Below are 23,304 nucleotides of genomic sequence, written 5' to 3'. Positions count from 1 at the left end.
TCCGTTTCACATGTTTTTACTGAGATGCATGTGGACGTGGTGCATCCCAGCCCGACTATTGTTTATTGCGGGCGGTTCGACGGCCAAGGTAGTAGCGCAGCGAGGTACCGAGGTCCTGATCCGTTGATAGCAACACGTAATCTGCCCCCATGCCCGTGCACTCGCCCCGAACTTTGTCGAGAAATGCATTCAGATTTCGCAGGTAGATTTCTCGCACCGATGGAGGGTCCAGATCGAGTTTTGTTCCAACGGCTTCAAGGCATTCGAATCGAGACCAACGATTGAATCGAAACGACAGTTCTTCGGGTGCCATAACATGAAACAGCAAGACTTCATGGCCGCGCAGCCTCGCCTGTTTCAAGGCGTCCGAGATTGCATCCCAGTCCCCTAATCCATCGGTGAACAGAATGAAGAAGCCTCGCCGCTTTAGTCGTCGCATCAAATCGAACAAGTTCGGACCAAGTCGCGTCTGGCCCAACGCCTTTGTTTGTTCGAGAGTGTGCAGGATCGACTGCAAATAAAGCGGATAGCCTTTTGGAGGAAGGTAGGATTCAACCTTGTTTCCGACAATCGCCAGCCCCACGGCGTCACGCTGTCGCAGCATCAGTCGAGACAAGCAGGCACAAGCGGCACGGGCATAATCGAGCTTGGAGACTGTGGAAAGTCCAAACTCCATCGAACCGCTGCAATCAACGACCATCATCCCCTGTAGATTCGTGGTTTCCTCGAATTGCCGGATGTAATACCGATCGCGGCGAGCATAGACCTTCCAGTCAATCATTCGAATTTCGTCGCCAGCCGAATACGCTCGATGATTGGCGAACTCGTAGCTGCCGCTCAGTAGGGTTGAACGATGCTTGCCCGATAGAATGCCGTCAACGACCCGCGTGGATAGCAACTCGAGATTGCCGATCTGACTGAGCACCTCGGACTTCAGGAACGATGTCTGTTCAGTTACCGCAGCCATCGAATTTCAAAACTCCTCGTTTCGGCGTGAGGGATGTCGGAATGCGCGTGAATCATCGCGCGATTGCCTTGGGGCGATGGTTCACGGCCACACCGCCCCGCAGTTTGGCTAGCAGCTTGGTAACGATTTGATCTGTCGAGACCCCCGCCGCCTCAGCATTGAACGTGCGAATGATGCGATGCCGAAGGACTGGGATGGCAACGGCGGCAACATCGTCGGTTGTCGCATGATGCCGCTTATGCAGGATCGCTCGCGCCTTGGCGGCCAGCAGCAGGAAGATTCCGGCACGCGGACCAGCGCCCCATTGAATCATCTCAGCCAGAGCATCGGGCAGCAGCTTCTCTTCCGGACGGGTCATCCGTACCAGCTTGACGGCAAACTCGTAAACATGATCGGCTACGGGAACTCTGCGAACAAGCTTTTGCATCAAGTGGACGTCATCCGCCGTCAGAACGGTTTCCGTTTCAAATCGATATTCCGTCGTGGCACGTTTGCAGATCTCGATCTCATCTTGCTGACCGGGGTATCCGACATGAATCATGAATAGAAATCGATCAAGCTGCGCTTCGGGCAGGGTGTATGTTCCCTCTTGCTCGATTGGATTTTGCGTCGCCATGACGAAGAATGGATCAGGCAAAGCGAAGGTTTCACCACCGATGGTCAACTGACGCTCCTGCATGGCTTCCAAGAGAGCGCTCTGGGTCTTCGGTGGTGTTCGATTGATTTCATCCGCCAGGATCACATTGCCAAACAGTGGCCCCGGGACAAAGCGAAAAACACGTTTACCTGTCGTGCGATCTTCTTCGAGCACGTCGGTGCCGGTGATGTCGGACGGCATTAAATCGGGCGTGAACTGAATTCGGCGGAAGGTCAGGTGCATCAACTGGGCCGTGGACGAGACGAGCAGCGTCTTTGCCAATCCTGGCATTCCCTGAAGAATACAGTGTCCTTTGCAAAGAATGGCGATCATGACCTGTTCGATCACTTCGTCCATGCCAACGAGAACTCCTGCGAGTTGCGTCAGCATTGCCTGATATTTCTTGTGTAGTGTTTCGACGGCTTGCAATTCGGCCGCATCGCCATGAGGAGTGTTTTCGATTCCATCCGATGTCGACATGTCGTTGTCTCCCAAGTGAGCGTCTTAACCGAAACGATTAGGCCATTGAGAACGCTTAACGCTGAAAAATTGGCAAAAGCTGATAGGGCGGAGTCAGGGCCAGAATCGTCATCGCCGTCATGTATTCCGGGCCGCAAGCAACGTCGGCCCCTTGTTTGAGCAACCACGACCCGTCGGCGCGCTGCGCTCTTAGCAGTGTGTCGACCAGGCGAGGATAGAATTCGGACCAGTACTCGCCCCCCATCTGAAACATGGCCTGACTGCAGTAGAAGGCCGAGTAACACGGATGCTCTTCACCTGGGATGGGGCGATCATACTGATCAAAGGGGCGTTTCAAGATGTAGCGGGCCGCGCTTTCCGCGAGTTCCGAATGATGGTCACCCGATAAGGCCAGAGATAGCGTACCGGCCCCAGCCATCGCCCGCGTGTGATTGTGCTGCGGGTCGTCGGTATGAATCTCGTAACGAAACGTTTTGACCTGCGGGTCGTAGACGCGTTTCATATACCCCAACGCGTCATCGATCAGACTGACGTCAATCGTAAAGCCGGAATTCTTTGCCGATCGAAGAAACATCACATTCCACGATGTGATCGACAGGTCACCATCGCTGCTTCGATGTCGCTTCAGATAGCGCCACGATCCTTCGTCGTCAGCATGGGCCTTCGGCTGAGAATAGCGGTGACTCGTGAACACAATCGCTTTCTCGATCGCCTGACGAAGTCTTTGCTCATCGTCCGATCTCGACATTCCATAGATTTCACCAAACACCAGCGAACAAATCCCATGGCTGTAGGGGGCGTAATACGGCTGACGAGACCTGGCAATCAACCCGTCGGGATGCTGGCTATTCAACATATAGTCCACCGAACGAGTCAAATTGATCCCGTACGGTCCCTGTCCAGGCAAATGCCCACGTGACAAGAATGCCAACACGCACAAACCAGAAATTCCAGGCTCATTGTTCGGGTTCGTATTAAACGCCCCATCGCCATTCTGGCGGCGGCTCAAGAATGCCAATCCGCGGTCGATCGCTTGTTCGACCTCTTGCCATTGCGCTTCAGTCAGAACCTCGCGAGAAACCGTTCGTGGGCCAGCGGCATTGACCTTTTTTCGCTCTTGCCCCAGTGCTGGTGCTGTTCCCTGCGTCAGCATCATGGAGACGCCGACAAGAATCAATGGAAAAGCCCGATGCGTGCGAAGGCATCGGCTGAGTGAACAACGAGCGGCCCTCAGAGTCATTGTATTTCTGGTCCCAACGAGCGGCAGAAGTTCCTGAAATGTCTAACTACAGACTAAACGTCTCGACTGGAAATAGCAATGTTCTTCGAATGAGAAGTAGGCCACACTTAAGCTTTTGAAGTTGCGCATTTCGGACCTTGCAAACCAAGCCTCGTCGATTTGAAGTTGGCAATTGGCCTGTTGGCTCGGATCGCTCGTTGAGGCGTCGCGAGTTCCGATGGTCCGAACGGTTCGCCCTTCGTCCCTCCTGAAACCGTTCGGCGGGCAGCAAGCCAAGTGAACAGGGATCAGCCTGATTCGACGAGGCGGTTTTTTGATCGAGCTGGCATCATGCAGATAGCCCACGAGGTCGACTTCGATCTCATGGGCTATCTGGTGTGGGCGTGATTGCCTGATTCACGCGAACAATTTGTGAAATTCCGGGGATGAGCTCCGATCACATGCAAGAAAACTATGACTCCATCAATCCAGCGGTGCCTTTCACCCTTGTTCTCACAAGTTGAAAAGAATCAGTCGTCCGTGGTGGTTCAAGCCTTAAATGCCGGGCTGATGGTTAGAATGAATCAGTCTCTAGCACGCAACCGTCAGCCTTAGCTCCAAGTTTGGCATAGGTCCACATGTCGATGCTTTCAGAGACGAATGCGACGCGTCCATCGCCAAAAAGGATATGGCAGCCTCCCTTGTGGGCGGATTTGAAGCCATAACTCGTATTCGCGCTGCACGAAACGTTGCAGTTTGTCTCTGATCCCGGGACGGTCACTTGATCGCAACTGTCCCAATTAATCGGAATGCCGGTCGTCCCGCTTCCGCATCCGTTGGAGGTGAAGTACCAGCCACTCCGCGCGGCATTGTTGCAGGTTGGCCGTGTTTCTCCAGCGAAAATCGTATTGGAAAGTCCATCAGAGAACTCGGCAAAACTGCTGCACCCGCCAATCGGAGCCCCTGTCAAATTGTTCCACGTCAGATTTCCGAACGCACCTGGACTCCGATTGCTTCCGGTATTGGTTCTTAGAGCCTGTGATCCACCGGGCGGAGTCGCCTCGGTGTAAATCGTTAATGCCGCGGCCAACGTTGACGCGGCCGTACCCGTCATGTCGCAACCGCAGGAACTCGCCCAGTTCCCATGATTTGACGCCATGGAATAGGGGCCAAGAGATGTCATGTAGTTCAGTCGCCCGTACCCATTCCAGATAAACTTTTCGTAAGAATCGCTGGGGCACTGATAGGTTTTGATTTTGACGTTGGCGATCGGCTGTGAATTGTCCAGAGTAAATTGCAGTGGCGACTCAATATTGGCCGCGTTGAAATCAATGGCATTATAGATCACTGCCAAATCAATATAAGGCAGCAAAAAGACCGTCACAGGTCCCTTGCGAAAGACTGGCCCTGGGCATTCGCTGCACCCCGACGCGTTCGGATAGACGCAGGCGGCGCATGGCGGAGAACCCGTGATCGATGCGGGCGGCAAAACGTTCATCACATCGTGATAGTTGTGGATTGCCAGCCCAATTTGTTTGAGATTATTTCGGCATTGAATGCGGCGGGCCGCTTCTCGGACTTGCTGTACGGCAGGCAACAGAATCGCAATCAAGAGTGCGATAATTGCGATGACTGTCAACAGCTCAATGAGCGTAAAGCCACTTGGCCTCCGACGATTGAAGTATTTGTTTTCCAGCATGATTCATGCCCCTTCGACGAATGAGAAAACCACTCGACATGCGAACGCGCTCCAATGAAAAGAGATGATTCACAAAAGTGCTAAACTTGCAGACAAGCGGCTCCCATCTCACGAATGAACCGCCCGCCATCAGAAAATTCGCCAGAACGACATGGTGTGACGAACCGTCAAGCTCAATTGCATCAGAAGTGCCGCGACAACCGACACGGTCATTGCCACTTCGAATGGCGTGCCAGATGGCGGGATTCGTAGAAACCGTCAGTTTTCTCGTGATGACAGGACAACAACCTCCTTTTCATCCACCGCCTTTGGGGGCGGCCCGACGAGTGGGTGTGGCATTCAAAGACGAACGACATCAAGCCCACTTCCGGTACAGGAACGCTTGATGTCAAATGTCGAAGATTTGAGTGTCGAGTTTCTAGCCGCCTGTTGAGATGACGGGATTGGCTTCGCTTAGATTCAAAGACGGTATGGCATCATAGAGCCCAAGGTGTCTGTTTCTCTTATTTCGACTGGCTGATCAGACGTGATTTGCGAGGTGAGCAATCGCACTATATAGAAGAATCGGCAGATGTTGTTCCCGGCCTCGATCCTCAAGCGGGTTTCTCAATCTGAATCCTCGAACTGGGCGCACAACTTCCGAGCTGGCTTGATCTCGATCATCGTGGTGTTCGGCTTTTCACCAAACACGGACCGTCAATGGAGGAATGCAGAGTCTGAGCAGAATTTCCGCCTCAAACAGCGTCAATTGCGTGGCCGCTGACGCCACCTCAACCACTTCGATCACGTGCTCGCGTGGGAACAAATTTGATGTACAGAGTGCCGCGAAATGCTGCCTCCGCGACTTCAGTCAATAACGATCTCACCAGACAGCGTCCCGTAGAAAACCACAGCAAGCCATCGTATCGACACATGGTTTTTGGGATCAGCCTGTGTCAGAGCCCCCTACCGAGCCATCTGCCCGTCAGACGACCGTGATATGCCCGTCGCATGATCTCGATGTTTCGCGTAGTGCAGACATCGAATGTCGGCACTACACCATTCGCAAGAGATGCTCTCGTCAATTCATCCGCCGCAAGACCCCACAGCGATCGAGTACATTTCGTCGGGAGATCTGTCACCAATTATATAAATAGTGCACCGCTTAGTGGTATGAGACGACATCTGTCGCAAGCTCGCCAGTTTCAATTTGACAAGCGATATGGGACGCAACACGGAAAGGGCGGCGACTCTGCTGCGCGATACCTTGAGATCAATGCAATGGTTCTGTCATTTCTCCCGTCGCAAGTCGGCCCGATTCCAATCTGACGTGGACCATGTTTCTGTGTCAGCGAGATTTCCGCTGAGTGCAAGAGCACTGCGCTCCAGACAATGTGAGCTCAGAAGTTCGTGCCTCCTTGAATCTCAAGGAGGCACGAACTTCTGAGCTCAACAATGGGGCTGCAATGGACGAATTTGAACGCAATCGAAGTTGCTTAAATCGTTGTTTTTCAAGCACTCAAGCTTCTCAGTCTCGCATGTATCTGCTATTCTTCACGTGTTGCTGACGGCCCCAACATGCCGTCACTCCTGAGCCACCTACGATAAGCGCTCGTAGGTGGTTTTTCGTTTCTTTGCGGGGATCATCGCGGGCCGCGCGAGACGCTTCCCGGTACCGCAGTAGGCCGTCCCCGATTGCGTCTGACGTGAGGCCGTTGGCGTTCACGTAGAGCGTTCTACGGCCCCTCAATCCAGAATCTCCATGCGGGCAAATGCTTCGCATGCGAACGGAGAGGCGGCACCAATCGTGCGGTGCGTGGCCAATATGAACGAAGCTCGAGCGACGAGTGAATTGCAAGCGATCGATAATATTAACGCATATTAGTGCGTCGACGCCGATCGCTGTAAGCTGACGGCGTCGACGCTTCAGATGGTACCAGAAATAAATGGTGAAAAATCTTCGCCGTGCATGTCAGTCAGAAGGCGGGCGCGACTCCACCGACAATGCTGCGATCGACCGCTTTGAATCAATTGCTTTGCAGACCAAGCATCTTCCGATCGCCACGGAACATGTTCGGCACGGAATGCCCCTGTTCCACACGGTAGACGCCTCGATACTGCGTACCGGAGTTTACTGGCTGTGGCACCGCCTGCGGCATGGCTTGTGGCGCGGTCGCTCCGGGCTCGTATGAGAACGACTGATATTGAGCGGAACCATTAGCGGCAGAGCCTTGTGTCTGAGCCGGGGCGACCGTCGACGAGGGGGACGGTTGAACATAGTAGGTTTGCGTTTGACATCGCTGCCCGCGAAACAGGCCGCGAAAGATTCCCGCACTCGCCGAGGGTGGCGTCAGCACATACGCGGTGACCACAATTCCTCCAGCAATGACGGCGCGTCGCATAATCGATCTCGTTTGCATCCGTTTCTCCCTAGCTGTTTTGATTCGACATCACGGAGACAGGGTGCCTTACCGACTTTCGTGGTAAATCTGTCATCACCAATTGCGGACTAGGCAGGTTGCATGCCAAGTCTGAATCAGACCAGTTGCCCAGGAGGAAAAGTGGTCGCAACTGATTTCATGCACATGACATGCGTCACGACTGCTGGGCGTATGGCGACCGTGATCAGTTCACGCCCTTTGCCAACGACTGGCGACACTCCAGCCGTCGTCCAGTCGAAATGCACGCGAAATAGAGACCTGTTACGGTGTGTCAACAATTGGTGACATCGACACATCAAGTAGGCGCGTTCGCCTACTGCGTACGGAATCTGGCCGGCGGCAGACCGTGCTTCTGCAGAAGTTTGTACAAGCCCTGTCGGGTCAGCCCTGCCGTGGCCGCTGCCCGACTGACATTGCCGCCGGAAACTCGTAGCAGCTCTTCAATGTAGCTTCGGTCCGCTTGCGACAGCACGCGACCTCGCGCAGAGGCGCCTTCGCCGAGTTCGAACGGGGTTCCGGCTGAATCGGCCTGAGCAAGTCCTGATGGGAGATCCGATTGTTCGATGACCCGGCCGCTTGAGAGTACGACCGCGCGTTCGACCACGTTACGCAGTTCTCGCACATTTCCAGGCCATGAATAGGTCTGCAAGGACTGGGCCGCCTCAAGTGAAAATTCAGAATAATTCGGCTGGTTTCCGAGTGAAAGTTGACGGAGAAAGTGATTTGCCAAAAGCATGACATCGCCGCCGCGATCACGAAGGGGAGGCAGCGAAATTGGCACCACTGCCAATCGATAGAACAGGTCGCGACGAAACCGCTCCCGCCGAACCTCTTCCTCCAGATCTCGATTCGTCGCGGCAATAAAGCGGACATCGATTGTCATCGGGCGAGTTTGTCCGACCGGAGTAAACGTCGAATGCTGTATGACTCTTAGTAACTTCGCTTGAAGCGACAACGGCAACTCCCCGATCTCGTCGAGGAAGATTGTTCCCCCGTCCGCTTCCTTCAGCAAGCCAGGCTGATCGTTGGTCGCCCCCGTAAAGGAACCTTTTGTGTGCCCAAACAAGACCGACTCAAACAGCGATTCCGGAATCGCCGTGCAATCGATTGTCGCAAATCGAGCCTGATGTCGTCGACTGGATCGGTGAAGTGACTGCGCGGCTAACTCTTTTCCGGTACCGCTTTCACCGGTGATTAAGACACTGACGTCTGTCATTGCCACTCGTCGAATGAGATCATGAATCTCGCGAATTTGGGGAGACTCGCCGAGAAGCAATGTTGGATTGTTCGCGAGGGCAGGATCTTTCGTCGTTCTATCGTGGGAAAGCGAGTGGCGAACGCTGGCAACGAGGTCTTCGAACTTAACTGGCTTGAGTAGGTAGTCCGAGATTCTCAGTTTCACGCTGTCAATCGCACTGTGAAGTGATGGTGCCCCTGTGACAACGATCATCGGTACATCGGGATAGTCTCGTCGGCCGATCTTCAGCAACTCCAAGTCCAAGTTTCCAGGCATGTTCAAATCGACAATCATCAGGTCGATCTGCCTCGTAGAAAGCTGCGAGAGAGCACCTTCAGCATCGACCGCAGTCAAGCATTCGAATCCTGCCCGACGGAGCAATTCCGCAGTGGTCTGCAGATAAAGTGGTTCGTCATCAGCCAAAAGGATTCGGTTTATTCGTTCGTCAGTCACCGATCGTCTCCCGATGGATTGCTAAGGGGGGCGTTAGTGCGGCCATCGCATTGCACAGCGACGGGGTCGGGACTGGCCAGGCTTCTCGGAACCGTGACCAGAAACGTCGTACGCCCAGGGATTCCCGATTCAAGATCGATTTGCCCACCCATTGCTTGAATGAGACTTTGAGAGACGGAAAGTCCCAATCCCATGCCAGGTTCGGGCGTTCCGTGCTTTGTCGTAAAGAACGGGTCAAAGATCTTCGACGCAATGTCCGCGGGAATACCTGCCCCAGAGTCCGTCACCCGCATCCGTGCATACTGCTCGTCGACACAGATGGACACATCGACCTGTGCGCCGCCGGGTGACGCCTGAACCGCGTTCAAAAGGATATTGTAGAGGACTTGCGTTAGCTCCCCCTCTGGCAGTCGCGCCAAAACAATTTCGCCATCGACGCCCGTGACAACGACATGGACGCGATGTCGCCGGGAAATCGCAGACAGAAGTTGGATCGTCTGTTTGGCGACTTTGACAAGATCGACATCTCTGTTGGCCACCGTTTGGGGGCGATGGAGTTGGTACAACTGCCGAACAATTCCTGCAATTCGATCAATCTCAGACTGCACCACATCCAATAGCGGGCGGTTCTCAAATTCGGCCGAAACACTCTCGCGAATCAACTCGACGGCGTTCCGAATTCCTGCGAGCGGGTTATTGATCTCATGGGCCACTCCGGCGGCCAGTTGTCCTAGCGCTGCAAGCCGGTCAAGCTTCGCCCGGCGATCCTCAAGTTCCAGCAGCCGAGCCGTGCGTTCTCTGACAAGTTGCTCGAGGTTTTCGGTGTAGTCCGCGATTTGCTGCTCCATTCGCTTACGCTCGGCAATGTCGCGCACGCTCGTCCTGAAGCCCATATCAACACCGTCTTCGTCCGTGATCAGTTGCCACGAGATCGCACCCCAGCATTCTCGGCCATCCCGACGGCGAAGCCGAAATTCAGCATCGTTCCCAGGAGTTCCCAGTGCCGCCAACAAGAGTATCTCGGCAATCCGTGGACGGTCCTCCTCGCAGACAATCGGCAGCGGATAGTCTGCCATTGTCAGGCATTCCTCAACAGAATAGCCCGTCATTCGAAAAACCGCAGCATTTACCCACTGGAGCCGCCCATGTTCGTCATGCCAACTCTCCCAATCATAGGTGCACGCCGATATCGCACGAAATCTCCGCTCGCTTTCGCGAAGCGCGGAAACCGTTTCTTTTCGAGGCCGCGATGCAGCCCCTTTCGTGTTGCGTTGCTCACTGTCCGCCATGAAGTCTCCCACCAGCATGTATCAGATACAGGTCGGCACCATCCTGGTCAACCATCTGCCATGCACGAACGGAGCTGATTGACACGAAATGGGGCCACTCGTATCGTCCAATCCATGTAGAAACTCGATCAGGACGAAGTCATGAACCCGTCTCCGAGAAGGATCTCCTCGACGCTTGATCGCTTGTAACACGCCGCTCGAAGCGGCCCGGGCGAGGCAAATCCCGCCGCAGAAGTGCGGCATTCGTTGAATCCAAGTTTGTTCCGGAAAACCATGTCCTCATCGAGTCCTTTGCCCTCCGCTTCACCCTCACAGTTTGCCGCCGTCCCGAAAAGTCGTCATTGACGTGAGGCTGGATGCCATTGTTCTACGCGCCCTGGAAAAAGAACCCGAGCGTCGCTACCAGCAAATTGGTGAAATCAAAACTCAAGTTGAGACAATTGCATTTTCCGAGGCGAGACCCGGTCAGTCGGCCGTTCCATGGAATGGCCGTACGTTTGTGAGCGGCCTTCGCCCCCCCCTCCTTCGGACGGATGATTGCAGGGTTCATATTGCTCTGCGGCGTGGGGTTCGCACTCTCCAGCCCCCTCCTCCAACGAATGAGATTCGATAACTCCCTAACTCTTAAAGAGTTGGCCGCTCAGCCACATCAGCTTGAACAGAAATCCACGGCGGAAGTCATTCAGGTTGCATTGGCGCAGCCCGATTTGCCTTGGGCATGGCAAAAATTGCAGCAAAGGCCTCTCACGACTCAGGAGACTGTAAGGATTCTCGATGGGTTAACCTCCTGGTTGGAAAGAGATCACCCGGATGGGATTTCCGTTCCTTTGAGTTGGGCGGAACCGCTGCTCAAAGATCTGACTGAACGTAAGCTCGTTCCAGAAGAAAACGCCATTCGACTCCTGAAAGCCTATGAGAGCAAGCCGCGAGTCGAGTCAAGATTGAGAATGCGGGAAGGCCAGAAATCACTCAACCTGTCGTTTGCCTGGGGAAGCCCTTTCAAGCTGAACTCGCTCGGGTTCAGCATTCTGAATGAGGTTCAATCCATCACAGTGAACGACCAAGTGGTGGGGTTCAAATCGTACGGCTCGCACATCAATTGGTGCATGCTCGATCTGAAACTTCCTCATCTGCCGCACGGTAAGCATCTGCTCAGACTTGACGTTCAGAGTGCCATCGTCCGAACGAGTGATATGATTGAACTCGCTCAGGATGCAAAGTCTTCTGATTGGCCAAATGCGAGATTCAGTTGGACTCGAACAGCTGAGATTGAACTGAACATATACTCACCAGGGACCGAGATCGTGCATCAAGTCACTGATCCTCGACTGGATCCCAACAACACAGGTGGAGTTGTGCTTGAGCAGGTGATCGTACGTTCCATGGGAAACCAGGCCCAGGCGGTTGTCGTACTGAACGTGAATGAAAAGTTGCAGGTCCCGATTAGTGTTGACGTCGATCTTGTCATCGGAAACGATCGTCTTCGATGTGGCCAGATCACGGCGAATAAACTCCACGACCGACGAATGTCTGGATTTGGCGAGCGAACGCTGAAAATCACCCTCCAGGTACCACCGACTCCTGAGATCAAGCAAGTCGATGCGATTCTGACCCCGAATCCCCAGTGGATTGAATCAGTCGCGAGCGTCGAGACGATCTGGGGAACGCCAATTATTTTCAGCGACGTCACCTTGAATCGTCAGGATCTGAAGCCATCTCCGTAGTAGAATCGTCCTCGCTGCACTGCGTTGCGCCAGTGCTTTCTCGGGTCAACGGAGTCCGGATACGGTATCAATCGACGGACAAAAAAGTTTTCAAAAAACGTCTTTGTCCGTCGATTCTCGTTTCCCTGAATCGACTACACCGAGAAGGCTCGTCGCGACGTATTGTAGAAAAGGGAACCCCATGCACGCTCCTCAACCTCTGCCTGAACATCAGTGGCTTCAAAAACTCGTCGGCGAATGGCGCTTCGAATCGGAGTGTAATCCAGGATCGGATCAGCCGCCGATAAAATCCTCTGGCTCCGAATCCGTTCGCTCCCTCGGCGGATTATGGACGATTGGCGAAGGCCAGAGCGAGATGCCCAGTGGCGGGAATTGCATCACGCTGATGACACTAGGGTATGATCCCCTGTCAAAACGATTTGTCGGAACATTTGTCGCGTCCGTCATGACGCACTTATGGCCCTACGAGGGATCGCTCGACGAAACGGGCCAACTACTCACACTCAACTCCGAGGGCCCCAGTTTTGCCGACGAGACGAAATATGCCAAATATCAGGACATGATTCGCTTCATTGATGACAATCATCGTATTCTCTCCTCGCAGTATTGCGGCGAAGATGGCCAGTGGCATTTGTTCATGACGGCGCACTACTATCGCGTGCAGCCGACCAACTCATAACAGCCTGTTGAAAACCCAGGGACTGGCTCCGCGGTGAGTCGAAGATCTCCTGAGATCGGGAAGGCCACCTTGCCCGTCCTTTTCTGACATGCCGTCGGGCCCCTGGCAGTCGGTTGGAGTAACGGGGACTGGCTCCGGCCAGCTTAAAAAACGCCATGACATCGTCAACGCCAAGGTGCCTGTCCCCCTTACTTCAACCGGCTGCCAGCTTGCCGGGCAGCCGAAAGGATTTGAGCCCATGAATTTCATGCTGGTGATCTATGGTGATGACGAGTCGAGGTTAAGCTATCAATCCAAAGTGACGGACTCAACGGTGCCGCGTTGTGTGCAGGTGAACGACGTCAGGTTCATCGCAAAAATCTCTCTCCTCCCACCGTCCACAGCCACCAGCGTCCGTGTTCGCGATGGACGACGTCAAGTTCTCACTGGACCGGTCCCAGAAACATCATTGCATGTGGTCTGGTGCGGCGTTGTCGACGTTCCCGCCATTGAGGATGCCATTGCCATCTCCAAGCGAATCCCTCTCATGGAAAATGAGTCCATTGAAGTGCGAGCCGTCATGGAGCTTGAGGGCAGACCTCCAGAGAAGCCCTTCTCCGAGGACAACAATGAACTAAAAATGATGCTACTGAGTTTCGACGACGAACAGGCGTGGACGGCAGCCGGGACTGAGGCATTTCGTGCTGCGGTGAATGAGGCCGTTGAACTGACTCATCGCCTTAATGCCCGCGGTCAGTACCATGCGGCATCACCGCTTGAGTCCTCGTCATCGGGTAAGCGGATTCGCGTTCGAGACGGACAACCCGTCCTAACAGACGGACCCTTTGTCGAAACACGCGAAGTCCTCGGCGGCTACTATTTGCTCTCCGTCAAAGACTTGGACGAGGCGATCGCGATCGCGGAACAACACCCCGGGGTTCGATTCGGAACTGCCGAATTGCGGCAGATTTACACCCTCGAATAATTGAGTGACGAATCGGAGACGCGTTCCCTTAAGACAGACACCCATGACCAAAATCGCACCAAGGCGGGGCAAGACGTCGATTGAACGTTTCATGACCCGAGTTCGCGGTTGGAAAGCTGCACTACGGCAATCTCGCCCAGCCAAACCGAACAGCGAGCGAAATGAGATCGCTCACGTTGGAATGATTTGGGTACGACCCTCCCAATTTCCATACTCTGCGATCGGCCGGAATCGAAGGGTCGCAAATTCAAAATGAAAATCCTTGCGCTGGCGTTCGGCCATGGCCGCCGCATGACGCGCCGGGTATGGCACCGCGCTCTGTCCACGGACCATGTCGAACATTTCCTGTTGGGAGGTCCACACCGAAAAGGTCGAGACTGTGCGTGGCAGCCGAAGGGCGGCGATCGCCAAGGTTGTACTTGGGTGATCCCTGACAAGTTCCTCGACCGGGCGGCCCCAACGAATAAAACGCGGTACTTGCGAAAGCTTCATCCGGGCGAGCGTCACTGCGACCACGGGGGCGGTGGGATCTTGTTCAACTGCGATGTCCGTCAGTCCATCAAACTCGCTGACGTAGCCCCAACGGCGCTGGAACGCCATCCGGACATGCCAGCCGGTGGCGAATGCACGGCCAAGCCGAGTATTCGCCAGAAACTCGTCGATCGCGACCTGGCTCTCCCACGCGGCGAACATCGTCAGATGACGGAGTTGCATCCGCGCCGGTGAAAGAATCGGTGCGCCGAGCGTCATCTTGGTCATACACTCGGCGCGAACTAGGCCACGAACTTTTTCCCCAATCGGAGGGCGAAGAAGCGCCTGGATCGCTGTGCCAATCGTCGTCTTTGCAAGATGGAAGGTAAAAACCGTCATAAGTTTTTATGCTGCCCGAACGACCGAGTTTATGGGCTGCCGGAAGAATGAACGGTAACGCGGTCACAACATCTTTAACGAGAGTCTGATGCAGCATTGCCATATCTGAAATTGATCGTATCTCTGCAACACTCCCCTCCGCAATCAGAACGCCATTCAGTCTAACAGACTGTTGAAGTAACGGGGACTGGCTCCGACCAGATGAAAAAACGCCTTGACATCGTGAACGCCAAGGTGCCTGTCCCCCTTACTTCAACAGGCTACTAAGCAAGCGACAACAACGACCAAGCTCGCCCGCGGCGGCCGCTGGTGAGACGAAATGTCCGAGATACAGCAATGTAGCTCGTGTCGAAACAGCGATCTGTTCGCCCCGGCCTTCACTCCTTGAAGACAATCGTCCAGATGGCTTCGAGAAGTACCCGGCAATCGTCTTCCGACTCGACCCAAATCACGCATGCACCAACTTCACAATCGTCTGTATTGAGACGATTCGCTAGTGCCGGATCGCTCTTTCGGATGACCTCCTGAATGTACTCGCCCCAACCGTAGCCATCCGGTTCAAGATCCGCGTCTTCCAACTTGGCGTTGGCCGCTTCGAACTCGTCCTCCGAGGGATCGAACTCGACTTGCCATGCGACCGGAATCTCGCGCCCGTCGTACTCAGTTCCTGACATTGCGGTCAAGGTGATGGGAGACCACCGTTCGTCTTCCCAGAAACCTCCGCTATCTTCGAGCGTTTTGGCGATATTCTTGGGCGGCTTCCATGATGGCATCGCAACCATATCGAGCTCCATGTCTGAGGCGCGAACTTATGATTTCATTTTTCCGATAGTGTTAACAATAATTGGTCCAATTCAAGCAACCTGCTTGAAAAAGCTCAAATCCCGCCAACAGTCGCTTTTGCAACGATAAGCCACCGTCAACAGGCCGGCATGCGTTTTGACCGGCTCCGCCACTCCTGCTGCACTAGGATTGAAACCCCACTTGCCTGGGTCGGATCAAGCGGGCCAGACAGTCGGATTACTTTCGAGGGCATTCCATCGCTCTCCAGGGGTTTCAATTGCAACCGTCCGGGTCGACGGCCCCCGTTGCATGGAATTGCGAGAAGCCAAATTCGAACGGGATGCAGCCTCCGGGCCTTTCAATGCCTGCCCCAGTTTGATTGAATCCCAAAGTCGCGTAAAAGCCCACCGCGTTGCTGGATGAGTGCAACTGAATCTTGCCTCGCGGACTCTTGTCACGGCAAGCAGTAAGTGCCGCTTGCATCAGGCCTCGTCCGATTCCGTGACCTTGGTGGGACGGCAAAACGAATAGATGCGATAGGTTCCAATATTCCTTCACCACGACGAACCCAACAATCGCTTCATCGACAGAATACTTGGCGTGGAACCCTCGGGAGCATGACGCCTGCCAGGTCTTCAGGGAACGAACGATGTCCTCAATCAGAAACTTGGCATCTTCTTTGTTGTTCGCGACGGACCCGTGAACCGTCACATCGACTAAGTTCGACAATTGATCGAGATCGCCTTCGTCGATTGGACTGATCATGAGTGGCTTCTAGCGAGAGGGACCAGCGGACATTCTACTTTTCTGCGAGACGTCTCGTCGTCGAAGCAACTGCAATTGAACCACTGTGCGAACGAGCTGCGTCTGTGAGTGCTTGTGTGGCACACTCGCGGAAATCGACTTCGATCATTGCAAGCTACTTTCTCGCGGCCTGCAATTGGATCTGCACCGAAAAACGTGAGGTTCCCCGCTGAATCACGACCGTGACCGCTTCTCCAGGCCTCTTTCCTTCGAGTGCTTTCTGGACATCCCCGGCGGAATGAATCGGACGGCCTGCGAGTTCCACGATGAGATCACCTAAGTGAATGACGTCATGTTCGTCGAGAAACGTTGGCCGTAACACAGCCGCGTCGGCTCCGCCATAGTCATACACGCGATCAATCAGGGCCCCTGATGTAACGCCCAGCCTTCGGGCAATCGAATCGTCAAAAAGCTTGACCGGCAGCGAACCCCGCTCCGATTGATGACTTCGGATGATGTCCGGCACCACTTGATTCACGATATCGACCGGCACTGCAAACCCCACCCCCGAGAATGCACCAGACGGGCTGACGATCATCGTGTTAACACCAATTAAACGTCCAGCACTGTCGAGCAATGGTCCACCCGAGTTTCCGGGATTGATCGCCGCATCCGTCTGAATCACGCCTTCAATCGGGCGCCCTCCCACGGATTCGATCTCGCGCCCCAAGCCGCTGATGATGCCGGTCGTCAAAGTCTGATCCAGCCCAAACGGACTACCGATGGCAAACACCTTCTGCCCAACCTGCAGATCCGATGACGTCCCAATGGCCACCTTCGTGAGTCGCCCAGCAGGAACGGAAATCTTGAGCACGGCAATATCCTTGTCAGGATCGTACCCAACAAGAACCGCAGACCACGAACTATTATCGGCGAGCATGACACGTGCCGCCTGCGCCGCACGAATCACGTGATAGTTCGTGACGATGTGCCCCGCATCGTCGTAGATAAAACCAGTCCCAGTTCCCTCTGGAATCTTGGGCAAGTTGAAGCTGAGATGGTCTCGTTGGCGAGTCAAGGTCGTAATATGAACGACACTAGGTGAAGCTTCCCGAAAGAGCTGGATCGTCGATTTCTCGTCATCGGCCAGATCACCGCGCGGCGTCACCGGACGCGATTCTTTGGCGGCGCGACCTCCGAACCCGGGCAAATAACCCGCGTTTTGCAGCATCACTCCCGAAACCGCGAGTAGCAAAATCGACACGAGCCAGGCGGGTACAACCGCCATTGGACCTGATAGTCCATCATGGGAATCGTCAGTCATTACGCAGCCCCTTCCTGTAACGGCATGGCGCTATCATCGACATCCGTCAATCAACAGGCAAGCCGAGGAGCCACGAACTTCGTTCATCTTACGGAGTTGTCAATCACAGGCTTCTTCGCCAGCCCCCGCCTGGCCACACACTCTCGTCGCCTCCGAGAAACGGACGAAGCGCAGCCCGCTGAACTGGATGACAGTCGCGCGACTTGTACACGGGCCCACGTAGGTCATCAAGTGATCCTACCAGTTCTCGATTGGCCCCGAGGGAACCGGGATCGCGAGTTCTGGTAGAACGCCCGTTCGGGAACCCCGGGACGGACCGCGCACGGCGATTTCCTCGACGGCCGCGACAAATTCCTCGCGCGTTCGGGCACTCTGCATTTGGTTTCGCAGATGAGCGTTCACGCACATCGCTTTCAAGTACCAGTGCGCCATCTTTCGGAACGAAACAATCGCGCGTTCCGTTCCGCGTTGTTGCTCGAGATAACTGAACTGCTTGAGCAACAGTCCCAGCCGGTCTTCGAAATGACCGGGCACGTTCGCCTGCCCCGTCGTCTCCCACTCCACAAACTGCCGGAAAATCCAGGGGTTTGCGAGTGCCCCGCGTCCCATGGAAATCCCGTGACAACCTGTTTCGGCAAACATTCGCACGCCATCTGCGACCGTCCGGATATCGCCATTACCAATGACGGGGATCTTTTCGACGGCCTCGACCACCTGGCGAATCCCGTCGCGATCGACGACGCCACTGAATCCCTGTTCGCGGGTGCGTCCATGAATCGCCACCGCAGCTACTCCGACTTGCTCGAACTCACGAGCGAACTTGGGGGCCGTCAATTGAGTCTGATCCCAGCCCAGCCGCATCTTGACGGTCACAGGAATCTTCACCGACTCCACGATCAGGCGGACAAGTTCGACCGTACTGTCGACCTGACACATCATGCTCGCGCCGGCCCCCCCCTTGGTGATTCGGTGGACGGGGCATCCCATATTGATATCGATCGAATCGATCCCACGCGCTTCGAGAAACTGCGCCGCATCCCGCATGATCGCGGGATTGCTGCCGAACAGTTGCACGGCAAACGGACGGTCTTCCGGACAGGTTTCAATCAACTGGAGCGACTTTGCACTACCGTCCATTAATCCGCGCGCATTGACCAGATCCGTCGTCGCCAGCCCGACCCCACCCACCTCTCGCACAATTCGGCGAAACGGCAGATTCGTGTACCCGGCCAAGGGACTCAGCAAATAGCGTGAGCCAAGCGTTAGCGTCCCATACGACAACTGCGGCATTTTGGCCAGGCGCGCACGGACCGACTGGGACAGTTCCGCAAGCTTTGATTCAGACAACTCAACATCAGCCATTCAAGTCTCTTCAAACAGTTCTGCGGCCGACCAGCCCCTTGATGGAACGAGGACTGGCTCCGATCAGATAACAAAAACACCATGACGTCCCGACGACCAGCGTGCCTGCCGCCTGACTTCAACAGGCTGCCACGGCAAGCCGCGTCTTCGCCCTTCATCTCGCCGCAATGTCAGGCCATCACCCACAATGCCCAAACAAAACGTCGCCAACCCCTCAAGGCTTTCACAGCTAACGAGATCTCGCCGCCAGAAACCAAGTCATGCCCCAATTCATAGCACCGAATTCGCGACAAACGCCAGTCACAGACGTTGGAAATCAGTCAAACAGAACGAGGTAACCCCTGCTCCTATCAAGGAAAAATGCCCCTTCCCCGATCTCTTGGCGAGCCCGAAACGTCAGAGTATACTCAAGCCACATCAGCGGGATGTAGCTCAGCTTGGCTAGAGCGCTACGTTCGGGACGTAGAGGTCGCAGGTTCAAATCCTGTCATCCCGAATTCTCAAAAGGGGACTGGCTCCGTCCGCGGTGCCTGTCCCCTTTTGAGAATTCTCTTGTGTCCCCTTGTTCGTCTTGTAGTTCCGTCTTGATCTTCCTGTATTCCACTCCCCCATTTTCCTGACCTGATTTCCGTTACGAGCCCGTCTCGTCGTCGTCCTGCAATCGGGGCCGACCCCGCGGCCGCAAAGACGCCTCAATCCCAAGCTGATTCGCAGTCTCCTGTTGCCAATCCGAATCGCCAAACGGAGTCCCGCGTGCAACGCATTGCCGAAGAGCCTTCAGTTCCGTCTCAGTTTCCACGCCGTTAACAAACCGAGTCCACTGCGAGGGCTTTGCAATGGGACCTTCTGAAAGAAGTCCAACCGGTCCACTTCGCTCAGTCGGCTTGAGGCTTGACCATTCCCAATCCTGGCTTCGCTCAACCAGATTGGCACGCAGCGGGTTGCGTTCAACGTAGCGCATGACGGTCAAGTAATGCTCATCATCCTGAATCGGAAACGCCTTGAAGCGTCCTTGCCAAACATGACCGCTTCCCTTGTTGTGCCGATGATACCGACGTACATGCGCGGTCATCAGCCACTGCATCCAGCGACTCAGGTCTCCATCTCCATGTGGCCACAGCATCAAATGAAAATGATTGGCCATCAGGCAATAGCCGACCAATCGCATGGGAACCTTTTCGTGAGCCTCCTGCATCAGTCTGACAAAGGCAGCGAAGTCTTCCTCCTTATGAAACACATCTGCCCGACCGTTGCCCCGGTTGAGCACGTGATACAGAAATCCACCTTGCGAAGCTCGAGCTGTTCTTCCCATGCGTACAGTTAACAGCGAACTAATCACACAGTAAAGTAGAATGTCCCCTTTGTTTTTCTTTGATGAAAATGCGTTTTGATTTGAGAAACCCAATCCCGGATTCTGCTACAGTAGCTGTCCATTCATTGAAATATCGCTCGATTCAATTACAAATCACCAATTGACTTTTGAGGATCCCATGATTACTGAGCAGATTGCAGGTGTGGACGTACGATCGCTGGCTGAGCAGTTTGGAACCCCAGCCTATGTTTATGACCGGCGCAAGATCGAGGAACGAATCAGCGACCTGAATGCTTTTCCTGTGATTCGATACGCGCAAAAAGCCAATTCGAATCTCGCCATACTCGATGTCGTCCGTCAACGCGGGGTATTGTTGGATGCCGTCTCGGCAGGTGAAATTCACCGGGCACTTAAAGCCGGTTACAAGCCATCTGAGATTGTCTACACATCTGATATCTTCGATCACGAAACACTCAAAACGGTCAGCCAATTGGGAATCCACGTGAATTGTGGTTCTCCTGATATGATCAGCCAATACGGCGCTGTGTGCCCCAATCGATCCATTACTCTGCGTATCAATCCTGGATTTGGGCATGGCCACAGCCAGAAAACAAACACAGGCGGGGAGCAATCCAAGCACGGGATTTGGTATGAGCAATTGCCGGAGTGCCTCTCACGCGCAAAATCCGCGAGCCTAACGATCACAGGAATGCACATGCACATTGGATCTGGAACCGATTTCCAGCACTTGTCGCAAGTCTGCAGCGCACTCGAACAAGCGGCGCTGCAAGTTGGCCCGACATTGACCACAATTAGTGCTGGTGGCGGCTTACCAACCCCTTACGCACCTGACGACAAACCTATTGACATCGGCGCATACTCAGACTTGTGGTTAAACACGCGTCGGTCTCTGGAGCGGAAGCTCGGAAAGAAACTTTCTTTGGAGGTCGAGCCAGGGCGATATCTTGTCGCAGAAGCAGGTTTTTTGATATCTGAAATTCGAGCTGTGAAACAAATGGGAACCAACGTTTTCTACTTGCTCAATGCCGGTTTCAATAATCTCGCGAGACCGATCTTGTACGGAGCATATCACTCCATGTCGATCTGCTACTCCAAAGGCGCTAATTCTGGCCACCAGCCCGTTGTCGTCGGCGGTCCACTTTGCGAATCGGGAGATATTTTCACTCAGTCTGATGGTGGCTTTGTTCAGCATCGAGAGCTGCCCATAGCTCAGGTGGGTGACTTTGTCGTAGTTCACTGCGCCGGCGCTTACTCGTTCAGCATGAGCTCCAACTATAACTCGATGCCGTTGGCGTGCGAGATACTAATCGATGCTGGAAAACCCCATTTGATTCGCCGTCGGCAGACCCTCGACGACCTAACAGGCCCTGAGATCATTCCATGTTATGAATCAGTCTGAGGCAATCGATTTGGGAAGCATCAAGCGTCGCCCGCGTTACTAACGGCCGTCCGTGACAGACGCCAAGGTGGCGAGTTCTTTGCTGTGAACTCATTCCCGACCCAGGGTCTTCCGAGCGATCATCGACGAGCGGAAGCGATGGCCGCTGTTTTCTTTTGAAAATTCCGAAATTCTCGGGAATCCTTGAAACATTTGGCTGTTCCCGGGGCGTAATAGAGGGCATGAACATTGATTGCTTCTCTCTGAAGTGGACCCCGTTTTTCGGACCACCGGGAGCCAATTCTTAGATGGTCTTCACCGGGGTCTGGAGCGAGGGATTTGATAGGCTTGCCGGGGAGTGCGGTTGGCCAAACCCTGGTGAGGTCGCTCGTGGCGATAGTACTGGAAGTACGCCTTCAATCCTTCATGACAATCGGCTCCTGTCACGTATTCCTTGAGGTAGATGTTCTCGTATTTCACGGTTCGCCAAAGTCGTTCGATCATCACGTTGTCAATCGCTCGCCCTTTCCCATCCATGCTGATGGCGATCGACTCCTGTTCGAGTCGCTTGGTAAATTCGTGACTCGTAAATTGCGATCCTTGGTCCGTGTTGAAGATCTCGGGACGACCATACTTCAACGCTTCGTCGAGAGCTTCCATACAGAACTCCACATCCATGCTGTTGGACAATTGCCAAGCCAGCACGTACCGGCTGTACCAGTCCATCACCGCCGTCAAATACAGGTACCCTCGACGCATCGGGACGAACGTGATGTCACACGCCCGTAAAAGTTTAGTTGACCGATTGTGATCCCGTGACGTTTACACGGGATCATTTCGCTAATCATCGATCGGGCGGTCAATAGCGGCGGGCTTTGACAGAGTCGATGTCAGCCGGATGGGTTGCCGGATACTTGTTCCAAGTTGTGCAGTGCGCAGCAGTGAATAGACTCGGAGCATTCGACGCCGAGTGAACGATTTGTCGAGGCGATCTTGAGGGGGCGATGATCAAGCACCGCCCCCTGTTCTGAGAGGTTTCCCGCATCGTTTGAGGAGGCTCACACCGTGGCGTAGAGCTGCCGCAGCACCTTGTTGGGCGGGTGAGTCATGAGTGCCAAGAAGATCTGGCTCGCGCGGTGGCCGTGGCGACGAGCGGTCTCAGCGACCGTCATGAGAGTGGCCATGCGCTCGCCGCCCGCGCGACTGCGATGGCCGAACGTGATCTTGCGAAGGACCACCAGCGGCCTCAAGGACTGCTCGGCCAGATTGTTCGTCGGTGGGACTCGCGCGTCGTCGACAAACACGAGCCATTCGCGGTGATAATTGACGATCCGTGCTTGCAATGTCCGGGCTTTCCCGTGGGTGACGACCCCTGTTTCCAGACGCAACAGTTCTTCGCGGAGCCACGCCTTCGCAGCGACGATTTGCGTTGTGTCGAGCGTTCCCTTGCTGCGAAGACGATGAAACTCGCAGCCCTGCTTGACGAACTCCCTGACGGCCTGGAAGAACAGAAAGTCCAGCGATCCGTCTTCGGTGAGCTTCTGCCAATCACGAGCGGTGCGTGCCAAATGAACCAGACACTTCTGTTTTGCGCCGGCCGAGTGTGCAATGTAGCCTGAGTAGCAATCGGTCACGAGGGTGCCCGTGAAGTCGTCTCCCAACACGTTGCGGGAGACTTGTCCACTGCGCGTCGTGCCGAACGTAAAGTGGATGTACCGGGTGGTCCCATGCACCCAGAAATA

General features: G+C 54.6%; 18 protein-coding genes, 1 tRNA gene and 1 pseudogene. 5 read left to right on the top strand and 15 right to left on the bottom strand.

Annotated elements, in window-relative coordinates; genetic code table 11:
- Positions 1-55 precede the first annotated feature (55 nt).
- From OSO_RS0118775 to OSO_RS44160, 7 genes are all read right to left on the bottom strand, one after another.
- On the bottom strand, positions 56-967 hold the full coding sequence (locus OSO_RS0118775) for a DUF58 domain-containing protein (RefSeq protein WP_010584734.1): 912 nt from the start codon (positions 965-967) through the stop codon (positions 56-58).
- A 52-nt stretch (positions 968-1,019) separates the two neighbouring features.
- Positions 1,020-2,084: an AAA family ATPase gene (locus tag OSO_RS0118770; protein WP_010584733.1), complete on the bottom strand. Its 1,065-nt coding sequence runs from the start codon at positions 2,082-2,084 to the stop codon at positions 1,020-1,022.
- A 55-nt stretch (positions 2,085-2,139) separates the two neighbouring features.
- Positions 2,140-3,240, bottom strand: a complete 1,101-nt coding sequence (locus OSO_RS44165; protein WP_010584732.1) for a prenyltransferase/squalene oxidase repeat-containing protein — start codon at positions 3,238-3,240, stop codon at positions 2,140-2,142.
- A 637-nt stretch (positions 3,241-3,877) separates the two neighbouring features.
- Positions 3,878-5,002: a DUF1559 domain-containing protein gene (locus OSO_RS0118760; protein ID WP_010584731.1), complete on the bottom strand. Its 1,125-nt coding sequence runs from the start codon at positions 5,000-5,002 to the stop codon at positions 3,878-3,880.
- Between the two features lie 2,006 nt (positions 5,003-7,008).
- Complete coding sequence (locus OSO_RS0118735; RefSeq protein WP_010584729.1) at positions 7,009-7,383, bottom strand: hypothetical protein; 375 nt, start codon at positions 7,381-7,383, stop codon at positions 7,009-7,011.
- A gap of 352 nt (positions 7,384-7,735) precedes the next feature.
- Positions 7,736-9,112 carry a sigma-54-dependent transcriptional regulator gene (locus OSO_RS0118725; RefSeq protein ID WP_010584728.1) on the bottom strand — a complete coding sequence of 459 codons (1,377 nt, stop codon included), beginning with the start codon at positions 9,110-9,112 and terminating at the stop codon, positions 7,736-7,738.
- On the bottom strand, positions 9,109-10,401 hold the full coding sequence (locus OSO_RS44160; RefSeq protein WP_083843023.1) for a two-component system sensor histidine kinase NtrB: 1,293 nt from the start codon (positions 10,399-10,401) through the stop codon (positions 9,109-9,111). Before OSO_RS44160 ends, OSO_RS0118725 begins: the two co-directional genes overlap by 4 nt.
- Before the next feature lie 827 nt (positions 10,402-11,228).
- On the opposite strand from OSO_RS44160, the gene OSO_RS0118710 reads away from it, so the two are divergent.
- From OSO_RS0118710 to OSO_RS49945, 3 genes are all read left to right on the top strand, one after another.
- The gene (locus OSO_RS0118710; RefSeq protein ID WP_157605338.1) at positions 11,229-12,125 is read left to right on the top strand and encodes a hypothetical protein; all 897 of its coding nucleotides are present in this window, start codon (positions 11,229-11,231) and stop codon (positions 12,123-12,125) included.
- Between the two features lie 181 nt (positions 12,126-12,306).
- Positions 12,307-12,804 carry a DUF1579 domain-containing protein gene (locus tag OSO_RS0118705; RefSeq protein ID WP_010584725.1) on the top strand — a complete coding sequence of 166 codons (498 nt, stop codon included), beginning with the start codon at positions 12,307-12,309 and terminating at the stop codon, positions 12,802-12,804.
- 238 nt (positions 12,805-13,042) lie between these two features.
- On the top strand, positions 13,043-13,768 hold the full coding sequence (locus OSO_RS49945; RefSeq protein WP_010584724.1) for a YciI family protein: 726 nt from the start codon (positions 13,043-13,045) through the stop codon (positions 13,766-13,768).
- A gap of 171 nt (positions 13,769-13,939) precedes the next feature.
- Here the strand turns inward: OSO_RS49945 and OSO_RS0118695 are convergent, their stop codons facing one another.
- From OSO_RS0118695 to dusB, 5 genes are all read right to left on the bottom strand, one after another.
- Positions 13,940-14,638, bottom strand: a complete 699-nt coding sequence (locus tag OSO_RS0118695) for a hypothetical protein (RefSeq protein WP_010584723.1) — start codon at positions 14,636-14,638, stop codon at positions 13,940-13,942.
- A 377-nt stretch (positions 14,639-15,015) separates the two neighbouring features.
- Positions 15,016-15,420: a hypothetical protein gene (locus OSO_RS0118690; protein WP_010584722.1), complete on the bottom strand. Its 405-nt coding sequence runs from the start codon at positions 15,418-15,420 to the stop codon at positions 15,016-15,018.
- Positions 15,421-15,694: 274 nt separating this feature from the next.
- Positions 15,695-16,186 carry a GNAT family N-acetyltransferase gene (locus OSO_RS48235; RefSeq protein ID WP_010584721.1) on the bottom strand — a complete coding sequence of 164 codons (492 nt, stop codon included), beginning with the start codon at positions 16,184-16,186 and terminating at the stop codon, positions 15,695-15,697.
- A 154-nt stretch (positions 16,187-16,340) separates the two neighbouring features.
- Positions 16,341-17,489: a S1C family serine protease gene (locus OSO_RS0118675; protein WP_010584720.1), complete on the bottom strand. Its 1,149-nt coding sequence runs from the start codon at positions 17,487-17,489 to the stop codon at positions 16,341-16,343.
- Positions 17,490-17,726: 237 nt separating this feature from the next.
- Positions 17,727-18,851 carry a tRNA dihydrouridine synthase DusB gene (gene dusB, locus OSO_RS0118670; protein WP_010584719.1) on the bottom strand — a complete coding sequence of 375 codons (1,125 nt, stop codon included), beginning with the start codon at positions 18,849-18,851 and terminating at the stop codon, positions 17,727-17,729.
- A gap of 421 nt (positions 18,852-19,272) precedes the next feature.
- On the opposite strand from dusB, the gene OSO_RS0118665 reads away from it, so the two are divergent.
- Positions 19,273-19,347: transfer RNA gene (locus tag OSO_RS0118665), tRNA-Pro, on the top strand.
- A 135-nt stretch (positions 19,348-19,482) separates the two neighbouring features.
- Here the strand turns inward: OSO_RS0118665 and OSO_RS0118660 are convergent.
- The gene (locus OSO_RS0118660) at positions 19,483-20,163 is read right to left on the bottom strand and encodes an REP-associated tyrosine transposase (protein WP_029247193.1); all 681 of its coding nucleotides are present in this window, start codon (positions 20,161-20,163) and stop codon (positions 19,483-19,485) included.
- A 178-nt stretch (positions 20,164-20,341) separates the two neighbouring features.
- On the opposite strand from OSO_RS0118660, the gene lysA reads away from it, so the two are divergent.
- Entirely contained in the window at positions 20,342-21,583 is a 1,242-nt protein-coding gene (gene lysA / locus OSO_RS0118655; RefSeq protein WP_010584717.1) for a diaminopimelate decarboxylase, read from the top strand.
- Between the two features lie 294 nt (positions 21,584-21,877).
- Here the strand turns inward: lysA and OSO_RS44145 are convergent.
- Positions 21,878-22,339 (bottom strand): annotated as a pseudogene (locus tag OSO_RS44145) (IS3 family transposase); the annotation flags it as partial.
- 281 nt (positions 22,340-22,620) lie between these two features.
- On the bottom strand, positions 22,621-23,304 hold a 684-nt coding region (locus tag OSO_RS0118645; RefSeq protein WP_010584715.1), incomplete at its 5' end, for an IS66 family transposase.

It is taken from the genome of Schlesneria paludicola DSM 18645 (assembly GCF_000255655.1).
GTDB classification, from domain to species: domain Bacteria; phylum Planctomycetota; class Planctomycetia; order Planctomycetales; family Planctomycetaceae; genus Schlesneria; species Schlesneria paludicola.
This window is presented reverse-complemented; position numbering and strand designations above follow the sequence as displayed.

Bases quoted from the DNA above. Each gene is read 5' to 3' on its own strand.
- OSO_RS0118775 (WP_010584734.1), bottom strand. From the start codon at position 967: ATGGCTGCGGTAACTGAACAGACATCGTTCCTGAAGTCCGAGGTGCTC.
- OSO_RS0118770 (WP_010584733.1), bottom strand. From the start codon at position 2,084: ATGTCGACATCGGATGGAATCGAAAACACTCCTCATGGCGATGCGGCC.
- OSO_RS44165 (WP_010584732.1), bottom strand. From the start codon at position 3,240: ATGATGCTGACGCAGGGAACAGCACCAGCACTGGGGCAAGAGCGAAAA.
- OSO_RS0118760 (WP_010584731.1), bottom strand. From the start codon at position 5,002: ATGCTGGAAAACAAATACTTCAATCGTCGGAGGCCAAGTGGCTTTACG.
- OSO_RS0118735 (WP_010584729.1), bottom strand. From the start codon at position 7,383: ATGCGACGCGCCGTCATTGCTGGAGGAATTGTGGTCACCGCGTATGTG.
- OSO_RS44160 (WP_083843023.1), bottom strand. From the start codon at position 10,401: ATGGCGGACAGTGAGCAACGCAACACGAAAGGGGCTGCATCGCGGCCT.
- OSO_RS0118705 (WP_010584725.1), top strand. From the start codon at position 12,307: ATGCACGCTCCTCAACCTCTGCCTGAACATCAGTGGCTTCAAAAACTC.
- OSO_RS49945 (WP_010584724.1), top strand. From the start codon at position 13,043: ATGAATTTCATGCTGGTGATCTATGGTGATGACGAGTCGAGGTTAAGC.
- OSO_RS0118695 (WP_010584723.1), bottom strand. From the start codon at position 14,638: ATGACGGTTTTTACCTTCCATCTTGCAAAGACGACGATTGGCACAGCG.
- OSO_RS0118690 (WP_010584722.1), bottom strand. From the start codon at position 15,420: ATGGTTGCGATGCCATCATGGAAGCCGCCCAAGAATATCGCCAAAACG.
- OSO_RS48235 (WP_010584721.1), bottom strand. From the start codon at position 16,186: ATGATCAGTCCAATCGACGAAGGCGATCTCGATCAATTGTCGAACTTA.
- OSO_RS0118675 (WP_010584720.1), bottom strand. From the start codon at position 17,489: ATGACTGACGATTCCCATGATGGACTATCAGGTCCAATGGCGGTTGTA.
- dusB (WP_010584719.1), bottom strand. From the start codon at position 18,851: ATGGCTGATGTTGAGTTGTCTGAATCAAAGCTTGCGGAACTGTCCCAG.
- OSO_RS0118660 (WP_029247193.1), bottom strand. From the start codon at position 20,163: ATGGGAAGAACAGCTCGAGCTTCGCAAGGTGGATTTCTGTATCACGTG.
- lysA (WP_010584717.1), top strand. From the start codon at position 20,342: ATGATTACTGAGCAGATTGCAGGTGTGGACGTACGATCGCTGGCTGAG.